We start from the raw sequence: 19,610 nt of genomic DNA on the forward strand, positions 1-19,610 counted from the left end.
GTCCACCACGTCAGCCGCGCAGCCTGCTGCTGACCCGGGAGAGGTCCGCCGCGCCAATCAGTCCGGCGTTCGGGCCCAGTGCCGCCAGCTCGATGCCGGCCGCGGGCCGGAAGCCCCGACCGGTCAGGTTCCGGGCGAAGGCCTTCCGGGCAGGCTCCACCAAGAGGTCCCCGGCCGAACACAGGCCGCCGCCGATGACGAACAGGCCCGGATCCAGCGCCGCCGCCAGGTTGGCAAGCCCCAGCCCAAGCCACTCGCCCACTTCGTCAATAAGTTCGCGTGAGGCAGCGTCCCCGCCGAGGGCCAGTTCGGTGACTGTTGCTCCAGTGATGGTTTCGGAGTGTCCGCCTACGGCCGCCAGGAGCTCCTGCGCCACCGGACCGTTGGCCCGCGCCAGGATGCGCGCTTCCCGCCCCAATGCGTTGCCGGAGGCATACTGCTCCCAGCACCCCCGGTTGCCGCACTCGCACCGGTGCCCGCCGGGCATGATGATCTGGTGGCCGAACTCGCCGGCCACCCCAAACCTGCCGCGCTCCACCCGGCCGTCCATCACCATGGCTCCGCCGATTCCCGTGCCCAGGGTGATGCATACCAGCCGGTCCTCACCCTGCCCGGCACCAAAGCGCCATTCAGCCCAGGCCGCGGCATCGGCGTCGTTGGCCAGCAGGACCGGCCGGCGCAGGAGTTTCTGGAGGTTCTCCCGCAACGGCTCGTTACGCCAGGCGAGGTGCGGGCTGAAAAGCACCGTTCCGCCATCGAGGTCCATCCACCCGGCCGCTCCGATCCCTACGGACCAGATCCGGTGCCCGCGGCCCAGCTCCTCAACAAGCTCGACGATGACCTGTTCCACTGCCCGCGGATCCGTCCCGGGGGTGGAACGGCGGGCTTCGCTGAGGATCCTGCCCTCGGCGTCCACCACGCCGGCGGCAACCTTGGTTCCGCCAATGTCGATGCCGATGGCCAGGCCCCGCCGCCCGAGGCGCAGGTGCTCACGGAAGCTTTCACCGTGCCGCCTTCGCGCCCTGCCGGGATTTGGGCGCTGCCTCCATGGAACCGGTCGTCGCAGGGGGCCGGCCTGTTCGCCGGGGGGCGGTGCATACATAATCAACCATTCTAGGCGTGCCCCTCCCGGGCTGGCGGCTGCGCGGCCAGCATGTCCAGGCAAGCGTGCGGGCCGGGCATTGACGGCTAAGTTACCGACCAGTAACTTTAGATACTGCACGGCCCGCTGCAGGCGTACTAGTCTTTAGGCATACCCTGCCCGGGTCTTCGGATATCAAAGGAGCTATAGTGCGTGAATTCAGTGTTCCGCCTCTTGTTGTTGTCCCACCGGAAACCAACATCACGGACCTGGTCCTGCGGCAGGCCGCCAAGCCCAGCAACCCCTCACTGTTTTCCCGACTGGACTCCGCGGGATCCTGGCAGGACGTTAGCGCCACGGATTTCCTCGCCGACGTCAGCGCCCTCGCCAAGGGCCTGATGGCCAGCGGCGTGGCCGCCGGCGACCGCGTGGGGATTATGTCCCGGACCCGTTACGAGTGGGCCCTGGTGGATTTCGCCATCTGGTTTGCCGGAGGCGTATCGGTGCCGATCTATGAGACCTCCTCCCCCTCACAAGTCGCCTGGAACCTGGGCGACTCCGGTGCGGTGGCAGCCTTCGGCGAAGCGGCCCACCACGAGGACGTGATCCGCCAGGCAGTGAACGCCGAGGGACTCACCGCGCTCCAGCACGTGTGGCAGCTCGAAGGTCAGGGGCTGGATGCGCTTCGCGAGGCCGGCAGGAACGTCAGCGACGAAGAACTGGAAGCGCGCCGCACCTCAGCCAACCTGTCCGACGTCGCCACCATCATCTACACCTCAGGAACCACCGGACGCCCCAAGGGCTGCGAACTCACGCACGGCAACTTCGTGGAACTGTCGGAGAACGCGCTGGCCATCATCGGCGAGATCGTCCACGAGAACGCCAAGACCATCATGTTCCTGCCGTTGGCCCACGTTTTCGCCCGTTTTATCTCTGTTCTGGCCATGGCAGCCGGAACCACCGTGGCCCACACGCCGGACATCAAGAACCTCCTCTCCGACCTGCAGAGCTACGAGCCCACCTTCATCCTCGCCGTGCCCCGCGTGTTCGAGAAGGTCTACAACTCGGCGCTGACCAAGGCCGAGGACGGCGGCAAGGGAGCCATCTTCCACCGGGCTGCCGATACCGCCATCGCCTTCTCCAAGGCACGCCAGAACGGGCGCGTGGGCCTGGGACTGAAGCTTCGCCACGCCCTCTTCGACAAGCTTGTGTACGGCAAGCTGCGGGCCGCGATGGGTGGGCACGTTGCGCACGCGGTATCCGGCGGCGGGCCGCTGGGCGAACGCCTGGGCCACTTCTTCCAGGGCATCGGCCTGCAGGTGCTTGAAGGCTACGGCCTCACCGAAACCACCGCCCCCATCTCCGTCAACACTCCGTCATTGATCAAGATCGGCTCCGTCGGCAAACCCCTTCCGGGTAACGCCGTCAGGATCGCCGAAGACGGCGAGATCCTGGCCAAGGGTGTCTGCGTGATGCGCGGCTACTACAAGCGCGAGGACCTCACCGGAGAAACGTTCGACGGCGACTGGTTCCGTACCGGCGACGTCGGCCGCCTCGACGAGGACGGTTTCGTCTGGATCACCGGGCGCAAGAAGGAAATCATCGTCACCGCCGGCGGCAAGAACGTGATCCCCGCGCTGCTCGAGGACCAGATCCGCGCCGACGCCCTGGTCTCCCAGGTGCTGGTGGTCGGTGACAACCGGCCCTTCATCGGGGCTTTGGTCACGCTGGACCAGGAGGCCCTGCCCGGTTGGCTGCAACGCCACGGCCTGCCAGCCACCACTTCCCTGGCGGAAGCCGCGAAGAATTCCGTGGTCAAGGCGGCAGTCCAGGACCTCATCACCGCGGCAAACTCCTCGGTTTCCCAAGCCGAGGCCATCAAGTCGTTCCGCATAGTCCCCGCCGACTTCACCGAGGCATCAGGCCACCTGACCCCGTCCATGAAGGTCAAGCGCGCCCAGGTCATGAAGGACTTCGAGACCGTCATCGAAGAAATGTACGCAACACCACGGTCGTAGCAAAGCACCACGCAGAGGATCGGGGCCTGCCTCCACCACTGCCGCAAACGCAACGAGAGGGTCCTCCTGATGGGGGACCCTCTCGTTGTACGGGGCTAACTCGGCGGCTCTACTGCTCCACTACCAGCAGCAAGTCTCCACCCTGGACCTGCTCCACGGAGGAGATGGCGAGGCGGGAAACCTTGCCCGCCACCGGCGTCGTGATGGATGCTTCCATCTTCATGGCCTCGATGGTGGCCACGGTGTCGCCCGCGTTGACTTCGTCACCCGGCTTGACCGTGACGGTCACGGCACCGGCGAACGGGGCAGCGACGTGGCCCGGCTGGGCGGGGTCCGCCTTCTCGGCGGCCTTGACGTTGCTGACCACTGAACGGTCGCGGACCACAACAGGACGTGACTGGCCGTTCAGGGTGCACATGACCGTGCGCATGCCCTTCTCGTCAGGCTCTGAGACGGCTTCCAGGGAAGCGATCAGCCGCACGCCCTTCTCCAGCTGGATCTCGTGCTCCTTGCCGCGCTGGAGGCCGTACAGGTAGTCGCGGGTATCCAGGACCGAGATGTTGCCGTAGGTTTCCACGCTCTTCAGGTAGTCCTTGGTGGGGCCGTCGAAGAGCAGCCTGTTGAGAGTGTGCTGGCGGGTCTTGGAGTCGGACTTCAGGGCAGCACTGTCCTCCGCACTGAGCTCCGCGTCCCGGACCTTCACGCTCCGGCCCTGGAGGGCTTTGGTGCGGAAAGGCTCGGGCCAGCCGCCCGGAGGGTCGCCGAGTTCGCCGGACAGGAATCCAATGACCGAATCCGGGATGTCGTAGTTCTGGGGGTTCTCGTTGAAGTCTGCCGGGTCCGCGTTCAGGCCCACCAGGTGCAGGGCGAGGTCGCCCACCACCTTCGAGGACGGGGTCACCTTGACCAGGCGGCCCAGGATCCGGTCGGCGGCGGTGTACATGTCCTCGATGGCTTCAAACCGCTCGCCCAGGCCCAGTGCCATTGCCTGCTGGCGGAGGTTGGAGAGCTGGCCGCCGGGGATCTCGTGCTGGTACACGCGGCCGGTGGGGCCCGGAAGGCCTGATTCGAACGGTGCGTAGACGCGGCGGACAGCCTCCCAGTACGGTTCCAGCGAGCTGACGGCCTCGAGGCTGAGCCCGGTGTCCCGCGGGGTGTGTGCCAGGGCTGCCACCAGGGCCGAGGCTGAGGGCTGGCTGGTGGTTCCCGCCAGGGACGCAGAGGCGACGTCGACGGCGTCCACACCGGCATCCACGGCAGCCAGCAGGGTGGCCAGCTGGCCTCCGGCGGTGTCGTGGGTGTGCAGGTGCACCGGAAGGTCGAAGCGTTCCCGGAGTGCTGAGACCAGCTTCGCGGCTGCCGCCGGACGGAGCAGGCCGGCCATGTCCTTGATGGCCAGGATGTGGGCCCCGGCGTCAACGATCCGCTGAGCGAGCTCCAGGTAGTAGTCCAGGGTGTAGAGCTTCTCGTTGGGGTCCAGCATGTCGCCCGTGTAGCAGAGGGCAACTTCCGCCACCGCAGTGCCGGTGGCCCGCACCGCACGGATGGCGGGGGCCATCTGGCTGACGTCGTTCAGGGCGTCGAAGATCCGGAAGATGTCGATACCGGTGGCCGCGGCCTCGTTGACGAAGGCTTCGGTGACTTCCTCGGGGTACGGCGTGTACCCCACGGTGTTGCGGCCGCGCAGGAGCATCTGCAGGCAGACGTTCGGAAGCGCCTGGCGCAGGGCAGCAAGCCGGTCCCAGGGGTCTTCGCCCAGGAACCGCAGGGCAACATCGTATGTGGCACCGCCCCAGGCCTCCACGGACAGCAGCTGCGGCAGGAGTGCGGTCACGGCGGGGCCGGCAGCGACGAGGTCGCGGGTCCGGACGCGGGTGGCGAGCAGCGACTGGTGTGCGTCGCGGAAAGTGGTGTCCGTGACGGCCACCGCGTCCTGCTCACGAAGCGCTTTGGCGAAGCCTTCCGGTCCCAGCTCGAGGAGCTTCTGGCGTGAGCCGGGTGCGGCCTGCTGGTCCTTGACGGACGGCAGCTTGCTGGCGGGGTTGGAGTGGACCGTGAGTTCGCCGTTGGGCTTGTTGACGGTGACTTCGGCCAGCCAGGTGAGGAGCTTGGTCCCGCGGTCCGCGGAAACCCGGGCCTTGAGGAGCTCCGGGCGCTCGTCGATGAAGGACGTGGCCACATCGCCGGCAATGAAGTCGGGATGGTCGAGCACTGCCTGCAGGAAGGAGATGTTGGTGGAAACGCCGCGGATCCGGAATTCCGCAAGGGCACGGCGTGCGCGGGCCACGGCAGCCGGGTAGTCCCGGCCGCGGCAGGTGAGCTTGACCAGCATGGAGTCGAAGTGCGGGCTGATTTCGGCACCCGAGTAGACGGTGCCGCCGTCGAGCCGCACACCCGCGCCGCCGGCGGAGCGGTAGCCGGTGATCTTTCCGACGTCGGGGCGGAAGCCGTTGGCCGGGTCTTCGGTGGTGATGCGGCTCTGCAGTGCGGCGCCGCGCAGCTTGACCGTGTCCTGGGAGAGGCCAAGGTCAGCCAGGGTCTCTCCGGCGGCGATGCGCATCTGTGCCTGGACGAGGTCGACGTCGGTCACCTCTTCGGTGACGGTGTGCTCCACCTGGATGCGGGGGTTCATCTCGATGAAGACGTGCTGGCCCGCGCGTTCACCCACAGTGTCCACGAGGAATTCCACGGTGCCGGCGTTGACGTAGTTCAAGGCCTTGGCGAATTTGACGGCGTCCCGGTAGAGCGCCTGCCGGATGCCCTCGTCCAGGTTGGGAGCCGGGGCGATCTCGATGACCTTCTGGTGGCGCCGCTGGATGGAGCAGTCCCGCTCGAACAGGTGCATCACGTTGCTCTCGGCGTCGGCGAGGATCTGTACTTCGATGTGCCGCGGGCGCAGTACTGCCTGTTCGAGGAACATGGTGGGATCACCGAACGCGGCGTCGGCCTCGCGCATCGCGGACTGCAATGCCTCGGGCAGGGCCTCACGGGTGTCCACCCGGCGCATGCCGCGTCCGCCGCCGCCGGCCACGGCCTTGGCGAAGATGGGGAAACCGATCTCATCGGCTGCGGCAAGGAGTTCGTCCAGGTCCTTCGAAGGAGCGCTGGACTTGAGGACCGGAACGCCGGCGTCACGCGCGGCTTTCAGCGCCGCCACCTTGTTGCCGGCAAGTTCCAGCACTTCAGCCGGAGGGCCAACGAAGGTGATGCCGGCGTCCTTGGCTGCCCGGGCAAGGTCGGGGTTTTCGGAGAGGAACCCGTAACCGGGGTAGATGGCGTCCGCACCGGACTCCTTGGCAACCCGCACTATTTCTGCAACGTCCAGGTACGCACGGACGGGGTGGCCCTCTTCGCCAATCAGGTAGGCCTCGTCCGCCTTCTGGCGGTGGATCGAGTTCCTGTCTTCCTGTGGGAAAACGGCAACGGTCTTTGCGCCCAGCTCGTAGCCGGCGCGGAAGGCCCTGATCGCGATTTCGCCGCGGTTGGCCACCAGAACTTTGGAAAACATACTTCTCCTGCATCATTGCGGGTGGATCGGTGAGTGGTCACAGTGTCTAGGACCTACAAGGACAAACACAAATCTTTGTGGCCACCATCACAGATTTTCCCGTCATGTCCCGAACCCTTTCGCCGGGCCGGGCGGAAACCGCCTTCAACAGCACAGTCGGTGCCATGCCGACGCCCTTAAAGCGGGATTCGCCGACGCATCCACATATGATGAGTAGGGCGGCAGGACCGTCCGGCTTCGGCACTGCCGGAGCAAACATTACCCCCAACACGGCATCCGGCGTTAGGTTTTGGTCTCTCAAGTGCAAGTAGTCAGCATCAGCAGCCTCAAGGGTGGAGTCGGCAAGACTTCGGTCACCACAGGATTGGCATCTGCCGCGCTTGCCGCAGGTGTCCGCACGCTGGTGGTGGACCTTGATCCCCACGCAGACGCCACCACCGCCCTGGGCGTCCAGCCCGGCGACCAGCTGGACATCGGCAGGATGCTCAAGAGTCCCCGCCGCGCCAAGCTGGCGGAGAACGTGGCGGGCAGCAGCTGGACGGCGCTGGCCCACCCCAACGGCTCCGGCGCCGCTGTCCTGGATGTCGCCGTCGGCTCTGCCTACACCGGAATCTACGACCGCCCGGATCTTAGCCGCCGCGACCTTCGCCGGCTTTCTTCGGTCCTGGCCGGCGCAAATGATTACGAGCTGGTCCTGGTTGACTGCCCGCCGTCCCTCAACGGCCTGACCCGCATGGCGTGGTCGGCCAGCGACAAGGTGGCCCTTGTTGCCGAGCCGGGGCTGTTCTCCGTGGCCGGTACCGAGCGGACCATGCGGGCCATCCAGCTGTTCCGGCAGGAATTCGCACCCAACCTGTCACCGGCCGGGATCATCGCCAACCGCGTCCGGTCCGGCTCCTCGGAGCACAGCTACCGGCTCGCCGAAATGGAATCCATGTTTGGTGAACTCCTGTTGAGCCCGAGGATTCCGGAGCAGGCTAACTGGCAGCAGATCCAGGGCGCCGCCCACCCCGTGCACCACTGGCCCGGAGATTCCGCCAAGTCAGCCGCCTCCCTGTTCGATGACCTGCTGGCGAACCTCATGGCAGTGGGCAGCGGGCTGCGCAGCCGCGTCCGGTAAAAGATTGGCTTTTAACGGCAGAAGCCGCCCTCCAGGGGAGAGCGGCTTCTGCGGTTAAAGCTGTCAGCTGATCTTGCGGGCGGCCCGTCGCTTGCCCAGTTCGTCGTCGGGAAAGGACTGCTCGGCAGCGTGCTCACTCGGCAGCGATGCCAGGCTGCCTTCCACCTCGCGCCAGACCCGGCCCACCGCGATGCCGAACACGCCCTGGCCGCCCTGCACGAGATCAATCACCTCGTCCGCCGAGGTGCACTCGTAGACGCTGGCGCCGTCGCTCATCAGCGTGATCTGGGCGAGGTCTTCCACGCCGCGTTCGCGCAGGTGCTCCACAGCGGTGCGGATCTGCTGCAGTGAAACGCCCGTGTCCAGGAGGCGCTTGACCACCTTCAGGACCAGGATGTCGCGGAAACCGTAAAGGCGCTGGGACCCCGAGCCGGCGGCCCCGCGGACGGCCGGCTCAACCAGCCCGGTGCGTGCCCAGTAGTCCAACTGGCGGTAGGTGATGCCTGCAGCCTTGCAGGCGGTGGGACCCCGGTAGCCGGCGTCCTCGTCCAGGACGGGAAGGTCTTCAGTGAACAGGAGGCCCTGGGCACCGCTCGCGGGCATCGCAATACCAGCCGTGGGCTGTTTCAGCCCGCCTGCTTCGCCTTTGGGCCTCACCTGGATCCTCCTTGTCATAAGCCCCCCCGTGAACAACTGCAACGGCAGGAACAGGTACGAAGACCATTCCTGTAATTTCCGCGGGGCGCACCTTCCAGTGTGACTTGCGCGGCTGCCGTAAGCAATGGGAACTTGATACTTCGACGTTAGGCCTGCCGGGACCCAAGGTCAAAGACGTTGGCCGGTTCGAGCAGGCGTGTCGAGACTTTCGACCTCAACTTTAACCTTAACGTGACTTTAGCCGTCGAAGTCCTCGGGCTCCACGTCATCCAGGAACTCCCGAAAGCGGCGCAGTTCGCGCTCCTCGTCCACGCTGGGGCCGGGCTCGGCGTCCTCCCCCTCGTCGTGCTCGGTAATCCGGACCCCGGCTTCGTCCATCACCGAGTCCGCGCACCAGATGCGGCATTTGGCGCGCAGGGCGATGGCGAGTGCATCCGAGGCCCGGGAGCTTACGGTGGTGCCGTTCTCGAACTGGAGCTGGCCGTAGAAGATGTTGTCCTCCACCGCCACGATGTTAACGCTGACCACTGAATGGCCAAGCGACTCCACCACGTCCACGAGGAGGTCGTGCGTCATGGGCCGGGGCGGAACCACTCCCTGCTGGGCGAGGGCTATGGCACTTGCTTCCGGGGTGCCGATCCAGATGGGCACATGGCGTTCGCCGTGCATCTCCCGGAGGAGGACCAGCGGCTGGTTGGAAGGCAATTCAATCCGAACGCCTACGATCTCAACTTCAATCATCAGATGTCCATGCGTGAGATGTGGTCCTGCACCAGAGCCCGGTGCAGGGTAAGGCAGAGGTCGCTGATTTCGCGGGCCGCCTCCGCCGCGCGCGCCTGGGATGCGGCGTCCTTGCGTGAGGCAAGAGGCGCCACAGCGCGTTCCACCAGCCCGAACTCGCGTTCGGCAGCTGCCTGGAAGGGACGAAGGTGCCGCGGCTCGAGCCCGTGGCTTTCCAGCTGCACGCAGGCGCGCGCCACCTGGAGGGCGTGCTCGTCAAACTGTCCGTTGGTGTGGCTGATCAGGCCGAAGCTCAGCAGGGCCTGGAGCAACGGGACACTGGCGCCGGACTCCGTCCGCAACTGTTCCTCGGTGAGCTTGCGCCCCCTGCTCTGCAGCTCCGCGGCGAGTTCGTCGGAGACGATCCGCGGGGAAACCACGACGCCGGGCGGCAGGTTCTCGGGCCGCTCTCCCCTGTCGATGGCGTCAAGGTAGTCCTTGATGACTTTCAGGGGCAGGTACTGGTCCCGCTGCAAAGCCAGGACAAACCGCAGACGCTCCACGTCGCCGTCGGAATACTGCCGGTAGCCCGCAGGGGTACGGCGGGGATTAATCAGCCCCTTTTCCTCGAGGAACCGGATTTTTGACGCGGTCATTCCCGGGAAGTCGCCGCTGAGCTGGGCGAGGACTTCGCCGATGTTCAGGACCTGCGGTCCCCGGCGTTCCGGTTGTGCCATTGCCACAGGCAGCGGTCCCCGGTTCAGCCGCGGCCTGCAGCGCTGGCAGGGCTCAGGTAGAAGGTGAGGCGGAATTTGCCGATCTGGACTTCACTGCCGGACTTGAGCTCAACGCTGTCCACGCGGTCGTGGTTGACGTAGGTCCCGTTCAGGCTGTTCTTGTCCACCACTTCAAAGCTCCGGGCGGTGCGGCGGAATTCCACGTGGCGGCGCGAGACGGTGACATCATCGAGGAAGATGTCGGCATCCGGGTGGCGGCCGGCGGTAGTGACGTCCGAATCGAGCAGGAAGCGGGCTCCGGCGTTCGGGCCGCTGTGCGCTACGAGGAGGGCGGACCCGGCCGGCAGCGCCTCAACGGAACTGCGTTCGTCGGTTGAGAGTTTGGGGGCGATGGTGGGTTCATCGGTTACCGGGGTGAGGTGGATCGAGGTGGTCTCCGACGCCCTAGCCGCACCATTGCCGTATTCCCCATCGGCAGGGTTGTTTGTGTGGCCAGCCATGGACTCCTCCTCTTCGACGATCCGGCGCTCGCGCCGGTATTCAACTTTTGCCCTCCGCACCTGCTCTGCAGGTCCGGTACCGGCTCCCGATCCGGCCGCTGACGTGCGGAGACGTTGCTCTTGCACGTCCGGCCGAACCGGATGTACCGGTTAGCTTTTAGCCTACCTGTTGTTCGTACTCGGATGCACTGAGCAATGACTCCACGGCATCCGGTTCGGCCAGTTTGACTTCGATGAGCCAGCCGTCGCCGTAAGGATCGGTGTTGATCAGGGCCGAATCGGTGTCCAGGGAGTCGTTGCGGGCCACCACTTCGCCGCTGACCGGGGCGTAGATGTCGCTGACGCTCTTGGTGGACTCAACTTCGCCCACCACTTCGTTCGCCGTAATCTTTGTGCCAACTTCGGGCATCTGGGCATAAACAACATCCCCTAGCGCGTCCTGGGCGAAATCGGTGATGCCAACCCGCACCACGCCGTCGGCATTCGGAGCAGTAACCCACTCGTGTTCGGCGGTGTAGGACAGTTCTTCGGGAATGTTGCTCATCAGGGGCCTTTCATCGGGTCGAACACCAATGTCAACGGGGCCAACAGGCCGCCGCTGAAAGTATAGGCACAAGTGCCGGGGCGTTCGCGGGGGATTCTGACAAGATGGGACGCATGACCGAACGCACCGTTCCGGGGCCCGGGGAAGCCGCAGGGTAAGCCATGCCCGAACTTCCTGAGGTGGCCGGCCTGGCCGAATTTCTTGACGAGCATCTGCAGGGAACCTCGGTGACCAAGGTGCAGATTGTTTCCTTCGCTGTGCTCAAAACGGCAGATCCGCCGTTCAACGCCCTCGAGGGCAGAACGGTGACGGGTGTGCGGCGCTTCGGCAAGTTCGTCAGTATCGATACCGGCGGAATCTCGCTCGTCTTCCATCTGGCACGTGCGGGCTGGGTGCGCTTCACGGACTCCCCCACGGATGCGCAGCTGAGGATGGGCAAGGGCCACATTGCGGCCCGTTTCACCTTCACAGGCCCTGATGGTCCGCGCGGCATCGACCTCACGGAGGCTGGAACCAAGAAGAGCCTGGCAGTCCATGTGGTGCGGGACCCGCAGGACGTTCCCGGCATCGCCACGCTGGGGCCGGACCCGTTCACGGAAGCGTTCGACGCCGACATGCTGGCTGAGATCCTCGCCGGCAGTTCACAGCAGATCAAGGGACTCCTCAGGAGCCAGAGCGCCATCGCCGGAATCGGCAACGCCTACAGCGACGAGATCCTGCACGCTGCGCGGATCTCGCCCTTTGCCACCGCCAAGTCGCTGGACCGCCCAACGGTGCAGGTCCTTTATGACGCCATCCACAGCGTCCTGGGCACAGCTTTGGCGGAAGCGCGGGGCAAGCCGCCCAAGGACCTGAAAGACGTCAAGCGGAGCCATATGCGGGTTCATGCCCGGACCGGCTTGCCATGCCCGGTATGCGGGGACACTGTGCGGGAGGTTTCCTTCGCCGATACGGCGCTGCAGTACTGCCCCACCTGCCAGACGAAGGGCAAGATCCTGGCCGACCGCAGGACCTCAAAGTTCCTGAAATAGGGTAAGGGCGGCCCTTCACAGCGCGGAAAAACGGCGTGTATCGTGAGTGGCACGTCCCCTCCCAATAACCATTCCGGGCGGACGGAAGCTGATTACATGAGGGTCCAGAAACCGGCGCTCACTGCTCACAGACAGTGCCTCTCTGGGCCTTTCGCATGTGTTCAGGCAATCACCCACACCCTGCAGATGAAGTTCCCCGGGAATTGATCACGCTTCATATACAGGGCATTCGCACCCTCAAGTACGGCGCCTCCCCGCGCCCATCGGACTTGAGAGGCAAACCGCAGACAGGCGAGTCGACGACGACGTTGACCGCGCCTCCAAACGGCCAGCGCCGCTCTGCCTGCTCTCCCGTTCCTGCGGCATCGAAAGTAATTGATGCACGATAGGACAGTTCAATGAACAAAGTAACCCGCCTCCTTGGCTCAGCAGCCCTTGCCACGGGCCTGATCTTCGGAGGATCAACCGGTGTGGCGTTTGCCAACGACAACAACTACAGGGATAGCCACAAGTCGTCGTATGACAACCGCGGTGACGACCGCCGCTATGACGGCCGTAACTCCTACCACAACGACTACAAGTACCTCTACCGCTGCAGCAGCTGGCGGGGCCACCACCACTGGTACGAGTGGAGCGACCGGTACGAGCACAGGAGGAACTGCGATTTCATTCTCAAAGTAAGAGTGCGCTACTGATTTCCCGGGTTAGCGGCCAAAATGTGTGTACGCGATGGCCTTGGTTGTCATTGTTCACTTGGGTTGTAGGGGCTTGCACATGCTTTGAAAGCATGTGGAGTGACGGTTCCATCGAATCAACCCAGGTGTGGTGTATGTGCTCGGAAGCTTGTGAAGAACGGGACCACCAGTTCGGGCCGGACGAGATGGCGGTGTAAATCGTGTGGTGCTTCGAGCACGCAGACCCGGGTTGATGTCACGAGGAAGGCTGAGTTCACGGCGTTCCTGTCCTGGCTCACTGGGAAGCAGCGCCAGGGCGGGTACGCGGGCTCCGAACGGACTTTCCGCCGCCGCAGTGCCTGGTGCTGGAATGTGGTCCCGCAAGCGCCTGTGACCGGGGAGATCCATCCTGTGCTCATGCTCGACGGCACGTACTTCAACGGCTGGTGCGTGCTGGTGGCTTACACCGGTTCCCACGTCATCGCATGGCAGTGGTGCGACCGGGAAAAGCACGCTTCCTGGTCCGCGCTCCTGCAACAAATCCCCGCGCCGGACGTGGCAGTGGTGGACGGGCACAAAGGCCTCGAGAGCGCCCTGCGGGAACACTGGCCGGAAACGAAAGTCCAGCGGTGCCTGTTTCATATCCGCCAGAACATCCGCACGCATCTGACGCTGCGCCCGAAACTGGAAGCGGGCAAGGAACTGCTGGCCCTGGCCAAGGCCCTGACGCACGTGACAGACCTTGATGAGGCAGCATCGTGGATGGGCGAGTTCGCGTCCTGGGAAGCCCGCTGGGAGTCGTTTCTCAAGCACCGCACCTACGCGAAAAAGAACACCGTCAGACCCGCCCATATCGGGGCCGGCCAACTCTGGTGGTACACCCACCTGGGCTTACGCCGGGCACGGGGAACTCTGGCCGGGGCGATCAAAGCCGGGCACATGTTCACCTGGCTCACCAGCGCGACTGCAGGACAGAACATCGCGCGGACAACCAGCCCGCTGGAGGGCGGGATCAACGCCGGACTCAAAGACCTGCTCCGCACCCACCGCGGGCTCACCCCAGACCACGCCGCCCGTGCCGCCGACTGGTACCTCTACCTGCGCACAGAGCAACCTCAGGACCCCTGGCATCTCGTGCAACCCCGCCACTGGCAACCCCAAAGAAGGAACCACCCGCGGGCCGAAGACCCCATCGGCCCAGCCCTCTACGACACAGCCTTCACCAGCGAGGACGGAAACGGAATCCAACAAGGATGGGGCGGACGACGCAGATGACACGCCAAAGCCGTACACACATTTTGGCCGCTAACCCGATTTCCCGGTGTCTGCGCCGGGAACAAGAAAAGGCCGGAGCTACGCGTTTCCGCGTGGCTCCGGCCTCATTGGTCGGGCTGACAGGATTTGAACCTGCGACCCCTTGACCCCCAGTCAAGTGCGCTACCAAGCTGCGCTACAGCCCGTTAGTTCCGCCGTTCTCCGCTGCGCTTCATCCGCGGGCTAACCCGGGGAATTCCACCAGCAGTCCGGCCGAACCACCTAGAAGAGCTTACACGATCCCGGAGGGTGCCAGTGACACTTTCCGGGATTCGCTCGTGAGGTGTGTCGTAATTAACGCTTCTTGCCCCGCTTCTCCCGGACACGCATGCTGACCTCGATGGGCGTGCCTTCGAAGCCAAACGTTTCCCGCAGCCGGCGGGTGATGAAGCGGCGGTATCCGGGGTCCAGGAAGCCGGTGGTGAACAGCACGAACTTCGGCGGCCGGCTGGAGGCCTGCGTGCCGAAGAGGATGCGGGGCTGCTTGCCGCCGCGGACCGGGTGCGGGTGGGCAGCCACAAGCTCGCCCAGGAAGGCGTTCAGGCGGCCGGTGGCAATGCGCTTGTCCCAGCTTTCCAGCGCCACATCCAAGGCAGGAACCAGGCGGTCTTTGTGCCACCCGGTTTTCGCCGAGATGTTGACCCGGGGAGCCCAGTTCACATGCGCCAGGTCCTGTTCAATTTCACGCTCGAGGTAGCGCCGGCGTTCGTCGTCGAGCAGGTCCCACTTGTTGAACGCCAGCACCAGGGCGCGGCCCGATTCAATGGCGAGCTGCAGGATCCGGACGTCCTGTTCGCTGAGGACCTCGTCCACGGCGAGCAGCACGACGGCGACCTCCGCCTTTTCGAGCGCAGACTGCGTCCGCAGGGAGGCATAGAAGTCCGCGCCCTGTGCCATGTGCTGGCGGCGGCGGATGCCTGCCGTGTCCACGAACCGCCAGGTCCGGCCGCCGAGCTCAATGAATTCGTCCACCGGGTCACGGGTAGTTCCGGCGGTGTTGTCCACCACCACCCGCTCGGTGCCGGCGAGCTTGTTCAGCAGCGAGGACTTGCCCACGTTGGGGCGGCCGATCAGGGCGACGCGGCGTGGGCCACCGGAACGTTCCAGTCCTTCGATGGTGGAGAACTCGGGAAGCACATCCATCACGTGGTCCAGCAGGTCAGCCACGCCCCGGCCGTGCAGGGCCGAGACGGGGTAGGGCTCGCCGAAGCCGAGACCCCACAGTGCGGCCGAGTCGGCTTCCTGCGCGAAGTCGTCAACCTTGTTGGCCACCATGATGACGGGCTTCTTGCTGCGGCGCAGCATCTTCATCACGCCTTCGTCGGTGGCGGTGGCGCCCACGGCGGAGTCGACGACGAAGAGGACCGCGTCGGCGAGCTCCACGGCCATTTCGGCCTGCTCGGCCACCCGGGCGTGGATGCCGCGGGCGTCGTGCTCCCAGCCGCCGGTGTCCACCAGCGTGAAGTTGCGGCCGTTCCAGTGGGCGGAGTACATCACACGGTCGCGGGTGACACCGGGGGTGTCTTCCACCACTGCTTCACGGCGGCCCAGGATGCGGTTTACCAGGGTGGACTTGCCCACGTTGGGGCGGCCGATGATGGCCAGGACGGGATCCAGCTTGACCGGGCCGTCGTAATCCTCGTCGCCGAATTCCCCGCTGAGGAGCGCGGCGTCGTCCTCGTCGAGGTCGTAGTCCTCAAGGCCCGCCCGGAGGGACGCCGCACGGAGCTCCGCTTCGTCGTCGTCAATCGCGGCCAGCCGTTCGGCGACCTGGTCGGTGCCGGTGGGGGTGTATTCGTCGTCGCCGGCGCCTGGGTGGCCGGAGGTCTGGGTGGTGTCGCTCATTGCACTGTCCTTAGTGGTCATCTGCCGGCGTCCCGGCTACTGCTTGAAGTCTTTGTGGGTTGGGGCCCGCCGGCAGCGGCTGCCCGGTGAGTTGAATGGAATCCTGCACGTGCCCTGACAGTGCGTCACGGATCTCCTGCGCCGCCCTGTCCATTGAAGCACGGCCGCTTTCCCCGGCCCTGCGGCCCAGGGTCAGCGCATTTCCGAAGCTGACGTGGAAGCGCCGGCCCGGCCGCGGTACGGAATCAAGGTGCTCGTTGCCCTTGCGGGTGCCGAGGATCGCAACCGGCACTACCGGGGCTCCGGAGTTCAGTGCCAGCCAGGCAACGCCGCCGTTGATGTCTTCTGCTGCCCCGCTCCCCCGCGTTCCTTCAGGGAGAATCCCGACGCAACGGCCGGCGTCGAGCACTTTCCTGCAGCGCTGCAGCGCGGCGCGGTCTCCCGACCGCTCCACCGGGAGCTGCCCCGCTGCAGTGAGGACCCGGCCCAGGAACCCGGTGAACATCTCCTGTTTCACCAGGATGTGCATGGGGCGGGGGGAGGCACCGAACATGACCGGGCCATCCAGGAAGCTGATGTGGTTGGCGGCAAAAATCACCGGACCGCCGGTGGGGACGTTGTCCCGTCCGGTGACTGATGTTCGGTAGACCAGGTGGTCCAGGGCCCAGCCCACCGGCCTGCTCCAGGCCGTGGTCCAGCCGGACGGGATTTCCGGCCTGCTCCCGCCCGTGGCCGGCTGGTTCCTGGCCGGCTCAGTCACGGTTCAGGACCTTGGTCACAATCACCAGGGCTGCGGCAACTGTCTGGTCGAAGTCGAGGTCCGAGGAGTCCAGGGTCACCACGCCCGAGGCAGCCTGGGTGAAGTTGACCACGGTGGAATCCTTGGCATCGCGGTGGGTCACCTGCGCGGCCAGCTGTTCGGCGTTCTGCGTTCCGCCCAGCTGGATGCCGCGGCGGCGAAGCCGGGCTTCCTCGCTGGCGGTGAGCAGCATCCGAACCTCTGCTCCGGGCGCGACGACGGTCGTGATGTCCCTGCCTTCCACCACCATGCGGCGGTGGTGCTTTTCAATCAGGGCCCGCTGCCGCCGGATAAGTTCCGTCCGGGCGCCAAGGGTGGTGGCCACTGCACTGACTGCCGAGGAGATGGCAGGTTCCCGGATGGCGTCCGTAACGTCCACGCCGTCAACCCGGACGTACTCCTCATTGGGGCTGGTGCTCAGCTCCAGGACCAGGTCGCGGGAGGCCTGCTCCACGGAAGCGGCGTCCTCCAGGTCAATGCCGTTCGTGACGCAGTGCCAGGTCAGCGCGCGGTACATCGCGCCGGTGTCCAGGTAGGCGAGGCGGAGCCTGCGGGCCACTTCCTTGCTGACACTGGACTTGCCCGAGCCGGACGGCCCGTCGATGGCAACCACCAGCGGCCTGCCGAGGCGGAGCGCCGGCAGGGTGTCAAGAAGTTCCTGTGTCATTACTGAAGTACCCGCCATCCGCGGTCGTTTAATGCTTCGATCAGGTGGTCATGCTTATTGGGCAACACTGACAATTCCACCATGCCCACGTTCTGGCCGGACGAATGGTCCAGCCGCAAGTCCTCAACGTTTACCCCGATTTCACCGATTTCGGTCAGGAGCTGCGCGATCTGGCCAGGCTTATCGTCCACCAGGACGGTGAGCCACGAATACGCCTGCGGTGGCCCGCCGTGCTTGCCCGGAATCCGGGCCTGTCCGGCATTGCCTTCGCTGATCAGCTGCGCGAGGTCCAGGCGGGCACCCGGCGCCGCGGGCTGTTCCAGCGTTCCGATCAGCCGGTTAAGGTCCTCGCGCACACCGTAAAGGATCTCCACCACCTTCGCCGCATTGCCGCCCAGGATCTGCACCCAAAGGGTGGGATCGCTGGCAGCAATCCGGGTAACGTCCCGCAAGCCGTTCCCCGCCAGGGACAAGGCGTGCAGCGGTGTGCCCTGCAGCCGGCTGGCCAACAGCGATGACATCACCTGGGGCAGGTGCGAAACCAGCGCCACGGCCTCATCGTGCTCGTCCGCCGTGAACTGGGAGACGACGGCGCCCAGGTCGGCAGCCAGCGAGCGGGCCACCTGGAGGGCATCGCCGGACGTCTCGTCAGACGGGCAAACCACCCACGGCATCGACGTGAACAGCTCGCCACGGGCAGCAACCGGCCCGGACTTTTCCCGTCCCGCCATGGGATGGGTGCCCACGTAGCGTGACAGGTCGACGCCGCGGCCGCGCAGTGCTGAGAGGATCCCGGCCTTGACGCTGGCGATGTCCACCACCACCGATTCCGGGTAGTCAGCCAGCGCCTTCGCCACAACATCGGCCGTGACATCCGGCGGGGCGGCAACAACCACCAGTTGCGGCGCGTCCCCGGCCAGGGCAGCGAGGGGCTGCCCCGCCCCGATGTCCACGGCAACAGCCTGGTTGGTGGGCGACGGATCGGAGAGGTACACCGGAACCCCGCGGCCCCGCAGGCCAAGCCCGATGCTGGTCCCCAGCAGCCCCGTGCCGAGGACCACCACGGGACCGTCCAGGTGCCCGCGGCCCTGGCTGTGGAAAGCCGACATGGTCAGAGCCCTACGGATGCCAGCAGGTGGCCGACTTCCTGCTTGCCAAGGTTGCGGATGCTTCCCTGGCGCTGGTCGCCCAGGCCAATGGGTCCCACCTTCACGCGGACCAGCCGCAGGACCGGGAACCCGACGGCGTCGAACAGGCGGCGCACGATGCGGTTCTTGCCGGAGTGCAGCACCACCTCGATCAGCACGTGGCCCGGGGTGGAGTCGACCAGCCGGAAGGAATCGACGGAGGCAAAGCCGTCTTCCAGTTCAACACCCTGCTTGAGCTGGGCGCCGATCCCCTGCGGGAACGGGCCGCGGACCTGGACCAGGTATGTCTTGGGAACCTCGTAGGACGGGTGCGTCAGGCGGTTGGCCAGCTCGCCGTCATTCGTCAGCAGGAGCAGCCCCTCGGTGGCGACGTCCAGCCGGCCCACGTGGAAGAGCCGCTCGCCGTGCTGGTTCCGCAGGAAGTCGCTGATGCAGGGCCGGCCCTCAGGATCCTCCATGGTGGAGACGACGCCCTTGGGCTTGTTGAACACCATGTAGACCATGTTCTCGTCCAGCTGGATCCGGATGCCGTCCACGTGGATGACGGCGGTTTTCGGATCGACGCGGACGCCGAGCTCGGTGACCACCTGGCCGTCCACTTCCACCCGGCCCTCGGCGATCATCTCTTCGCAGACACGCCGTGATGCCACGCCGGCGGAGGCCATCACCTTTTGCAGGCGCACGCCGTCGGCGTCGTGGAGTTCGGACTGGGGAACGTCACCGCGCGGGCCTTTCCTGCGTGACGGCTTGCGGATCGGCCCGAGGTTCTGGCCGAAGCGTTCGCTGCCAAAGGCTCGTGAGGCGGCTGCCCCGGGGGCGCCGGTCCGCGGCTTCTGCTTGGGTGCCCCGGGAGTGCCGGGCACTTTCTTGGCACCGGGCTTGCGCGCGGCAGGTTTCCGGGAAGAAGGCTTGGCAGCCCTTGCTTCCGGGGCTCCCCCGCCGGTCCGGGCTTCAGGTGCCTGATCCGGATCGATGAAGCGCTCCTCGCGCGGCTTGGGCGCGCGGTGCGGCCGGTCGCTGCCGAACCCGGCGCCGCGCTTGGCCGAACCGCCGCGGAAACCGCCGGCGGAAGCGCCGCCCTGGGAGGTGCCGCGTCCCGGCGTGTTGTTGTGCCCGGAGCTGTTGCGTCCCGAACTGTTACGTGGTGAACCCTGGCGTCCCGCCTGTGTCATGACCCGTCCTTCGATATGTTGACCGGCAAGGTGTCCAAAGACAACCCTAGCCAGCCGTGCAGAAATAATCTGCCC

At 65.8% G+C, this 19,610-nt stretch carries 17 protein-coding genes and 1 tRNA gene; 5 read left to right on the forward strand and 13 right to left on the reverse strand.

Going from position 1 to position 19,610, the window contains the following annotated elements; all coding sequences use genetic code 11:
- Positions 1-10: 10 nt before the first annotated feature.
- Positions 11-1,102: an ROK family glucokinase gene (locus tag ARTSIC4J27_RS12780; RefSeq protein ID WP_050055544.1), complete on the reverse strand. Its 1,092-nt coding sequence runs from the start codon at positions 1,100-1,102 to the stop codon at positions 11-13.
- Positions 1,103-1,290: 188 nt separating this feature from the next.
- On the opposite strand from ARTSIC4J27_RS12780, the gene ARTSIC4J27_RS12785 reads away from it, so the two are divergent.
- Positions 1,291-3,099 (forward strand): AMP-dependent synthetase/ligase, encoded by a 1,809-nt coding sequence (locus ARTSIC4J27_RS12785; RefSeq protein WP_050055545.1) that lies wholly within the window; start codon positions 1,291-1,293, stop codon positions 3,097-3,099.
- A 109-nt stretch (positions 3,100-3,208) separates the two neighbouring features.
- Here ARTSIC4J27_RS12785 and ARTSIC4J27_RS12790 read toward each other — a convergent pair whose 3' ends face one another.
- Positions 3,209-6,607: a pyruvate carboxylase gene (locus tag ARTSIC4J27_RS12790; RefSeq protein ID WP_050055546.1), complete on the reverse strand. Its 3,399-nt coding sequence runs from the start codon at positions 6,605-6,607 to the stop codon at positions 3,209-3,211.
- Positions 6,608-6,908: 301 nt separating this feature from the next.
- Between ARTSIC4J27_RS12790 and ARTSIC4J27_RS12795 the strand changes: the two genes are divergently transcribed.
- Complete coding sequence (locus ARTSIC4J27_RS12795; RefSeq protein WP_050055547.1) at positions 6,909-7,727, forward strand: ParA family protein; 819 nt, start codon at positions 6,909-6,911, stop codon at positions 7,725-7,727.
- Positions 7,728-7,790: 63 nt separating this feature from the next.
- Here ARTSIC4J27_RS12795 and ARTSIC4J27_RS12800 read toward each other — a convergent pair whose 3' ends face one another.
- The 5 genes from ARTSIC4J27_RS12800 to gcvH all read right to left on the reverse strand — a co-directional run bounded on the left by ARTSIC4J27_RS12800 (position 7,791) and on the right by gcvH (position 10,885).
- Positions 7,791-8,384 carry a MerR family transcriptional regulator gene (locus ARTSIC4J27_RS12800; RefSeq protein ID WP_050055548.1) on the reverse strand — a complete coding sequence of 198 codons (594 nt, stop codon included), beginning with the start codon at positions 8,382-8,384 and terminating at the stop codon, positions 7,791-7,793.
- Positions 8,385-8,621: 237 nt separating this feature from the next.
- Complete coding sequence (locus ARTSIC4J27_RS12805) at positions 8,622-9,125, reverse strand: bifunctional nuclease family protein (RefSeq protein ID WP_050055549.1); 504 nt, start codon at positions 9,123-9,125, stop codon at positions 8,622-8,624.
- Positions 9,125-9,841 (reverse strand): transcriptional regulator FtsR, encoded by a 717-nt coding sequence (ftsR, locus tag ARTSIC4J27_RS12810; protein WP_050055550.1) that lies wholly within the window; start codon positions 9,839-9,841, stop codon positions 9,125-9,127. Before ftsR ends, ARTSIC4J27_RS12805 begins: the two co-directional genes overlap by 1 nt.
- 23 nt (positions 9,842-9,864) lie before the next feature.
- Positions 9,865-10,341: an FHA domain-containing protein gene (locus ARTSIC4J27_RS12815; RefSeq protein ID WP_050055551.1), complete on the reverse strand. Its 477-nt coding sequence runs from the start codon at positions 10,339-10,341 to the stop codon at positions 9,865-9,867.
- Positions 10,342-10,498: 157 nt separating this feature from the next.
- Positions 10,499-10,885: a glycine cleavage system protein GcvH gene (gcvH, locus tag ARTSIC4J27_RS12820; RefSeq protein WP_050055552.1), complete on the reverse strand. Its 387-nt coding sequence runs from the start codon at positions 10,883-10,885 to the stop codon at positions 10,499-10,501.
- A 161-nt stretch (positions 10,886-11,046) separates the two neighbouring features.
- On the opposite strand from gcvH, the gene ARTSIC4J27_RS12825 reads away from it, so the two are divergent.
- From ARTSIC4J27_RS12825 to ARTSIC4J27_RS12835, 3 genes are all read left to right on the forward strand, one after another.
- Entirely contained in the window at positions 11,047-11,916 is an 870-nt protein-coding gene (locus ARTSIC4J27_RS12825) for an Fpg/Nei family DNA glycosylase (protein ID WP_050055553.1), read from the forward strand.
- Between the two features lie 398 nt (positions 11,917-12,314).
- A complete protein-coding gene (locus ARTSIC4J27_RS12830; RefSeq protein ID WP_050055554.1) occupies positions 12,315-12,611 on the forward strand; it encodes a hypothetical protein in 297 nt (98 codons plus the stop codon).
- 99 nt (positions 12,612-12,710) lie between these two features.
- A complete protein-coding gene (locus ARTSIC4J27_RS12835) occupies positions 12,711-13,865 on the forward strand; it encodes an IS1249 family transposase (protein WP_083435442.1) in 1,155 nt (384 codons plus the stop codon).
- Positions 13,866-13,973: 108 nt separating this feature from the next.
- Here the strand turns inward: ARTSIC4J27_RS12835 and ARTSIC4J27_RS12840 are convergent.
- The 6 genes from ARTSIC4J27_RS12840 to ARTSIC4J27_RS12865 all read right to left on the reverse strand — a co-directional run bounded on the left by ARTSIC4J27_RS12840 (position 13,974) and on the right by ARTSIC4J27_RS12865 (position 19,535).
- Positions 13,974-14,050: transfer RNA gene (locus tag ARTSIC4J27_RS12840), tRNA-Pro, on the reverse strand.
- 148 nt (positions 14,051-14,198) lie between these two features.
- The gene (gene der, locus ARTSIC4J27_RS12845; RefSeq protein WP_050055556.1) at positions 14,199-15,749 is read right to left on the reverse strand and encodes a ribosome biogenesis GTPase Der; all 1,551 of its coding nucleotides are present in this window, start codon (positions 15,747-15,749) and stop codon (positions 14,199-14,201) included.
- A 10-nt stretch (positions 15,750-15,759) separates the two neighbouring features.
- Positions 15,760-16,422 (reverse strand): lysophospholipid acyltransferase family protein, encoded by a 663-nt coding sequence (locus tag ARTSIC4J27_RS12850; protein ID WP_050055621.1) that lies wholly within the window; start codon positions 16,420-16,422, stop codon positions 15,760-15,762.
- A gap of 79 nt (positions 16,423-16,501) precedes the next feature.
- Positions 16,502-17,215, reverse strand: a complete 714-nt coding sequence (cmk, locus tag ARTSIC4J27_RS12855; RefSeq protein WP_050055557.1) for a (d)CMP kinase — start codon at positions 17,213-17,215, stop codon at positions 16,502-16,504.
- Positions 17,215-18,324 (reverse strand): prephenate dehydrogenase, encoded by a 1,110-nt coding sequence (locus ARTSIC4J27_RS12860; protein WP_050055558.1) that lies wholly within the window; start codon positions 18,322-18,324, stop codon positions 17,215-17,217. Before ARTSIC4J27_RS12860 ends, cmk begins: the two co-directional genes overlap by 1 nt.
- Before the next feature lie 2 nt (positions 18,325-18,326).
- Complete coding sequence (locus ARTSIC4J27_RS12865) at positions 18,327-19,535, reverse strand: pseudouridine synthase (RefSeq protein ID WP_050055559.1); 1,209 nt, start codon at positions 19,533-19,535, stop codon at positions 18,327-18,329.
- Positions 19,536-19,610 lie beyond the last annotated feature (75 nt).

The sequence above is a fragment of the Pseudarthrobacter siccitolerans genome (genome assembly GCF_001046895.1).
In the GTDB taxonomy this organism is placed as follows: domain Bacteria; phylum Actinomycetota; class Actinomycetes; order Actinomycetales; family Micrococcaceae; genus Arthrobacter; species Arthrobacter siccitolerans.